The sequence below is a fragment of the Candidatus Culexmicrobium sp. genome, assembly GCF_058356305.1.
Genome location: NZ_JBTVBB010000034.1, coordinates 24,090 through 30,167, shown reverse-complemented (window position 1 = coordinate 30,167; position 6,078 = coordinate 24,090). Strand labels below are relative to the sequence as shown.

At 35.3% G+C, this 6,078-nt stretch carries 7 protein-coding genes; all 7 read left to right on the top strand.

Annotation, left to right across the window (positions count from 1 at the left end; all coding sequences use genetic code 11):
* The first annotated feature begins 261 nt into the window (after positions 1–261).
* Positions 262–918, top strand: coding sequence for an ABC transporter permease (locus tag ACW8TM_RS10160; protein ID WP_491533173.1), 657 nt, complete (start codon positions 262–264; stop codon positions 916–918).
* A gap of 15 nt (positions 919–933) precedes the next feature.
* Positions 934–1,824, top strand: a complete 891-nt coding sequence (locus ACW8TM_RS10155; RefSeq protein ID WP_491533178.1) for an ABC transporter permease — start codon at positions 934–936, stop codon at positions 1,822–1,824.
* A gap of 1 nt (position 1,825) precedes the next feature.
* Complete coding sequence (locus ACW8TM_RS10150) at positions 1,826–2,800, top strand: ABC transporter ATP-binding protein (RefSeq protein ID WP_491533172.1); 975 nt, start codon at positions 1,826–1,828, stop codon at positions 2,798–2,800.
* 76 nt (positions 2,801–2,876) lie between these two features.
* Positions 2,877–3,797: an ABC transporter ATP-binding protein gene (locus tag ACW8TM_RS10145; RefSeq protein ID WP_491533177.1), complete on the top strand. Its 921-nt coding sequence runs from the start codon at positions 2,877–2,879 to the stop codon at positions 3,795–3,797.
* Between the two features lie 7 nt (positions 3,798–3,804).
* Positions 3,805–4,287 (top strand): hypothetical protein, encoded by a 483-nt coding sequence (locus ACW8TM_RS10140; RefSeq protein ID WP_491533171.1) that lies wholly within the window; start codon positions 3,805–3,807, stop codon positions 4,285–4,287.
* 1 nt (position 4,288) lies between these two features.
* On the top strand, positions 4,289–4,729 hold the full coding sequence (locus ACW8TM_RS10135) for a hypothetical protein (protein ID WP_491533170.1): 441 nt from the start codon (positions 4,289–4,291) through the stop codon (positions 4,727–4,729).
* Positions 4,730–4,842: 113 nt separating this feature from the next.
* Positions 4,843–6,075 (top strand): pyridoxal phosphate-dependent aminotransferase, encoded by a 1,233-nt coding sequence (locus tag ACW8TM_RS10130; protein ID WP_491533169.1) that lies wholly within the window; start codon positions 4,843–4,845, stop codon positions 6,073–6,075.
* Positions 6,076–6,078: the final 3 nt, after the last annotated feature.

The following is a 6,078-nucleotide window of genomic DNA, read 5'->3' as shown; positions in this document are numbered from 1 at the left end:
ACGAGTCCATCATCAGAGACAGTGTAGCTTTTACAGAGCCATGGTATTGGCTCATACCTTTCATCAAATATGAATAGTCTTTCGAATATTAAGTCTAGTGGATATGCGTCCCATGTAGTACCACCGAAGTCTACTATGCTTCAATTTCTCATTTATTTTAGGAATATGTTTACAGGTTATTATGGTATTTCGTTTAGATATCTTCAACCTGTGTCTAATCTTATTTTTAGCACTAGATTAGTTAATACTGTTGTTCTAATGATGTCCTCTACTGTTTTAGCAGTTATTCTCGGAGTTGTTTTCGGTGTTGTTTCAGCTTGGAGACGTGGGTCAAAAATTGATGTTAGTGCATTAGTTACCTCGCTTATACTTTACTCTATGCCTGTATTTTGGTTAGGATTATTGATAATACTAGTTTTTGCATATTACCTTGGTATTGCTCCATTTGGAGGGACTATAACTAGAGGTTTACATCATGCAAATATATTTCATTATATCATTGATTATTTATGGCATTTAACTCCACCGATGTCTACTTTGACTCTAATTAATCTTGGTTCTTATTTATTGATTGTTCGTAATACTATGCTTGATGTTTTAACTCAGGATTATATGTTAACTGCTAATGCAATTGGATTGGATCGTAGAACAATATTATTTTCTTATGCTATGCGAAATGCCATGTTGCCTTTAGTAACTATAGTTGCATTAAACTTGGCCTTCGTAATGTCTGGTGCAGTTTTGACTGAAACTGTTTTCTCATGGTATGGTATGGGTAGATTAATTTATGCTTCTGTAATGGAGAGGGATTATCCAGTTCTTGAAGCAACTTTTTGGTTTATTTCAGTGATGGTTATATTGGCGAATTTTATTGCGGATATAGTTTATGCTTATCTTGATCCAAGAATAAGATATTAAGGAGGACTTGTCTTGGTGTTTTCTATATATAAGTGGATTGATAGATTCCAAGTGTATAAGAGACGAGCTAAGGAGTTTGCTCAAGTCTACAAGGAGAATAGATTGGGTATGGCTGGATTAATCTTATTAATGTTTTTCGTTTTTATGGCTATCTTTGCTCCAGTTATTGCTCCCCACAATCCAGGTGAATTGTGGCTTGGTCCTCCTCTTTCTCCTCCAAGGGAGGGTTTTCCATTAGGAACAGACGAGTTGGGTAGAGATATTTTGAGTTTGCTTATTTATGGTACACATATTTCTTTAGTTGTTGGTTTACTTGGAGCTTTCCTGGCTGTTGTTATGGGTGCACTTGTTGGTTTAATTGCTGGATATTATGGAGGTATTATCGATACAATTTTGATGAGGATTACAGATTTGTTTTTGATTCTCCCTGGTCTTCCATTAATGATTGTCTTAGCAGCTATACTTGGGCCTAGTATGTGGAATATAATATTTGTTATAGCTATAGTTTCATGGCCTAGTGTTGCTAGAGTTGTTCGTTCTCAAGTTCTCGAATTGAAGGAGAGACCCTTCATTGAAGCTAGTCGCGTTGCTAATGCATCTGACTTTAGAATAATTTTTAACCATATAGCACCAAATGTTGCTCCTCTAGTTTTCGCAACTGCGGTTCTAAATATTGCTGGCGCAATTTTGTCTGAAGCTGGATTAAGTTTTCTCGGTTTAGGTGATCCATCTCATATTAGTTGGGGTATGATGCTTTTCTATGCAAATGAGTATGGTGCATTAGTTATTGGTGCATGGTGGTATCTACTTCCACCAGGTTTATGTATCATCTTGCTTGTTTTAGCATTCGTTTTCATAGGTTATGCACTTGATGAAATTTTAAATCCAAGATTGAGGAGGCGGTAAAATGGCTCTACTAGAAGTAATAGACCTACGAACATATTACAAGACTAGAATGGGAATGGTTAAAGCGGTTGATGGTGTCTCCTTTGAGGTTGAGAAGGGTGAAATTGTTGGTTTGGCTGGTGAATCTGGTTGTGGTAAGAGCACTATGGCTCTCACTATTATGCGTTTACTTCCTCCTGAAGGCAGGATTATTTCTGGTAAAATTTTCTTTGATGGTGAAGATCTTCTAGAGAAAAGTGAGGAGGAAATGCGAAGGATACGTTGGGCTAAGATTTCAATGGTTTTTCAAAGTGCGATGAATGCATTAAATCCTGTTCTCTCAATTGAGAGGCAGATGATTGATGCAATTAAAGCGCACATGAACATATCTAAAGAGGAGGCTCTTGAGAGGGCTAAGAAATTGTTTGCTTTAGTTGGTTTAGATCCTTCTCGAATTGTGGAGTATCCTCATGAGTTTAGTGGTGGTATGCGTCAAAGAGTGATGATTGCAATGTCCCTTGCAGTTGATCCTCAATTAGTTATTGCTGATGAACCTACTACTGGTTTAGATGTAATTACGCAAAGCCAAATTCTCCGTTTAATGAGGGATCTTCAGAGGAAATTAAATTTATCTATAGTTTTAATAACACATGATCTTGCAGTTATTGCTGAGACATGTGATAGAGTTGCAATAATGTATGCAGGTAAAATTGTTGAATATGCGGATGTCGTTTCACTGTTTACAGCTCCTAAACATCCATATTCTTATTTATTGATAAGTGCTTTTCCAAGTATTACTGGGAGAAAAGCGTTAAAGGAGATAGGAGGATCTCCCCCCGGCTTAATTAATCCTCCACCAGGCTGTAGATTTCATCCACGTTGTCCATATGCTATTGATGAATGTAAAGTAGAGGAGCCTCCTTACATCAATATTGGTGATAAACATTATGTTGCATGTCATTTAGTAGATAAATTAGATTTTACTATTGGAGGATAAGGTGTTGAATGGAGATTATATATTGAGAGTTGAAAATTTAAAGAAATATTTTCCTGTTAGAAGAGGTTTTTTAAGCATGCTTTTGTACAAAGAGAAATTGTTTGTTAAAGCAGTTGATGGTATAAGTTTTAATGTTAAAGAGGGTGAAATTTTCTGTCTAGCTGGTGAGAGTGGTTGTGGTAAAACTACAACTGCACGGCTTATATTAAGGCTTATTCCTCCTACAAGTGGAAAAATCTACTATAAAGATATCGATATTGTTTCACTAAGTAAAAAGGAATTACGAAAAGTGAGGCAAGAGATCCAAATGATCTTTCAAGATCCGTATCAGTCTCTAAATCCCAGAAGTAGAGTCTTTGATATAGTGAATGAGCCACTTGAAATTAATCGTAGAGATTTAAGCTTTAAAGAGAAGCAAAACTTAGTTTTCAAATCTCTAGAGGATGTTAGATTACCTCCTGAGGATTATGCCAATAAGTTTCCACATGAACTTAGCGGAGGTGAGAGACAGAGAGTTGCAATTGCTAGAGCCCTCGTACTTAATCCTAGATTAATAGTTGCAGATGAACCTGTGTCCATGCTGGATGCTTCTATTAGAGTCGGTGTTTTGAACTTGCTTTTAGAGTTAAGGCGAAGATACAATTTAACCATGATCTATATTACTCACGACCTTGCCCAAGTAAGATATATTGGAGATGATTTAGCTATAATGTATCTCGGAAAAATAGTTGAGCTTGGAGGTGTTGACGATGTTATGGAAAATCCTGCACATCCATATACTCAAGCTCTTTTATCAAATGTTCCAATTCCTGATCCAACTGTCAAGCGAAGAAAGATAATGATTAAGGGTGAAATTCCCGATCCCATTAATCTACCTTCCGGGTGTAGATTTAATCCACGATGCCTTTATGCTGACAGCACTTGTATGAAGGAGGAGCCTCCATTAATTGAGATTAGTAAAGGACATTTTGTTGCTTGTCATCATCCATTAAGGTGAAATGTTAGTGAATAAAACCTTTGATTTGTCAATATTATTCATTTTAGCATTAATGGTTTCCTCATTATACTTATTGATAAATGCTACTTCATATTATGTTGAAGTCTATAGGGCTATTTATGGTGTGAAAATCTCAATAGTGTCTATTTCATATTCTGTTAACATGAAGAGTAAATCTGCTAAAGTCAATGTAATTTTAAGTATTAATAATCCATCAGACCATGAAGTTATTATCGTAGGCGGGGAAGGGAAGATATATTTGAATCAAAAGTATCTTGGATCTTTCATGGTTTATGCTGGTGAAGGGATTGCTGTTGCTCCGAGAATTACTAATTTTACAGTTACTGGGATTGGAGTTATTCAATATCCTTATTTCAATATATTAAATAACGCAATAGTTTCAGGAAATTTTAACTGGTTTGTTGAGGCATGGCTTCATTTGAGGGTAGGTTTACGTGTGACTGTTGTAAAATGTATGGGGGAGCTTTAATTTGTCCTCTAATATACCATATAAACTAAAGTTAATGTTAACTATTGTTTCAGTGAGCCTATTTATTTCTATGGCGTATATTCATAGTCATGTTTATTATTTGCCTCCTTTAATTGTAAAGATTACTTCTGGTTTAATTGGAGGTGTAATTTTGGGTTTAATTTCAAATGATATAAGGGAAACTGTTATTTCAAGTTTTGTTACGCTTTTCATATCTTTAATTATTGTAACTTTAGTTTTGTCTTCACCAGTTTTTCTAGGAATTGTGAATGAGCCTGGTTTGGCTAATATTTTCATTTTGACGGCTATTAAAGATGGTATTTATGATACTGTTTTTCTTTTTCCTTCATTAATAATTAGTTCTATTATTAGTGGTTTGCTTAAGGATCATTTTTCAGAGGTTCAAGTTAAAAATATGACAAATAAATTAATAATCTTATAAAATGACTTCTATAATTATAACATTGTGAATTTTGATTTAAATTGCAATACAAATTCCGACTACCTTAACGCTAATATATGTTTTGTTTTCTGAGTTATCTTGGTGAAATTGATTTGAGTTATCCTATATCTGACATTGCTAAATATGCACTCGAAAATCCTAGTTCCATTAGAGAGATTATGAGTGTAGTTACTGATTTTCGGGAACATCCTGAAAGATATCCTAGAAAGTTAATTTACCTGGGTGGTGGGTGGCCACAAGATCCTCCTCCCAAGGCTTTAATTGATGCTACTAGGGAAATTGTTGAGGATGATCTACTTTTTAATGAGTTTGCAAGGTATGGGACTACTAGGGGGCAGCCCCCCTTCATAAGAGGGTTAGTTAAATATGAAAGAGAAGTTTTTGGTAGAGTGATTTCACCTGATGAGGTGCTTGTTGGTTCTGGTAGTACTGATTTGATTGGAGCTTTAATTGTTACTTGTTTGAATCCTGGAGATGAAGTTATTGTTACTCGACCGGCCTATTTAAATTATATTCGTCAATTACAAGTTGAGATGAAGTTAAATGTAAAAATTAAGGCTTGGAATTTGATAAAAAACTATGATTTCAATCCTTCTCTAGATGAGCTTCAAGATTTAATTACCTCTAAAACCAAGTTAATTATTTTGACTTCCCCTGGCAATCCTGATGGCCGGGTTATTAGTGACGACCTCCTAAATGGTGTTATCGACATTGCTGAGGAAAATAGCTTCTGGGTTCTGATTGATGTAGCTTATAGAGCTTTCTTTTATAATTCACAGCCCAATTATATTTCGAGGAATCGACGAGATAATGAAGTTTTGATTTGCACTTTGTCTAAAGAGATGAGGGTACCTGGATGGAGATTGGCTTATATGGTGGCTGATCCTACTCTAGTAAGAGCAGTGGAGGTTATAGAACAAGCTAGAGTTTTATGTCCGAATAGATTTGTTCAGGAGGTTATGGCACGTGTATTTTTAGATGAACAGCGACTTAAAGAAGTAAGGGAATATTATGAGCAACAGAGAAGCCTTTATCGTAAAATAGCTTTGTATACATATGAGAAGCTTAAACGTGAAATTGATGGTTTAAGAGTTCTTAAACCTGAAGCTGGCTTCTACGTATTCTTTAACCATGAAGAATATGAGTATAGTTCTAAGAAAGTCTGCAATGATCTTTTAAGAAGATGGCAAGTGGCATTAGCTCCTGGAATTGATTTCCTAATGGATGGATGGACTCGGCTATCTTTTGCGCCATGTGTTCTTAATCCTGAAGTTATTGACGAGGGAATAGATAGAATGAAAAGTTATTTTCAAAGTTTAAAGTAGACT

Bases quoted from the DNA above. Each gene is read 5' to 3' on its own strand.
- ACW8TM_RS10160 (WP_491533173.1), top strand. From the start codon at position 262: ATGTCCTCTACTGTTTTAGCAGTTATTCTCGGAGTTGTTTTCGGTGTT.
- ACW8TM_RS10145 (WP_491533177.1), top strand. From the start codon at position 2,877: ATGCTTTTGTACAAAGAGAAATTGTTTGTTAAAGCAGTTGATGGTATA.
- ACW8TM_RS10150 (WP_491533172.1), top strand. From the start codon at position 1,826: ATGGCTCTACTAGAAGTAATAGACCTACGAACATATTACAAGACTAGA.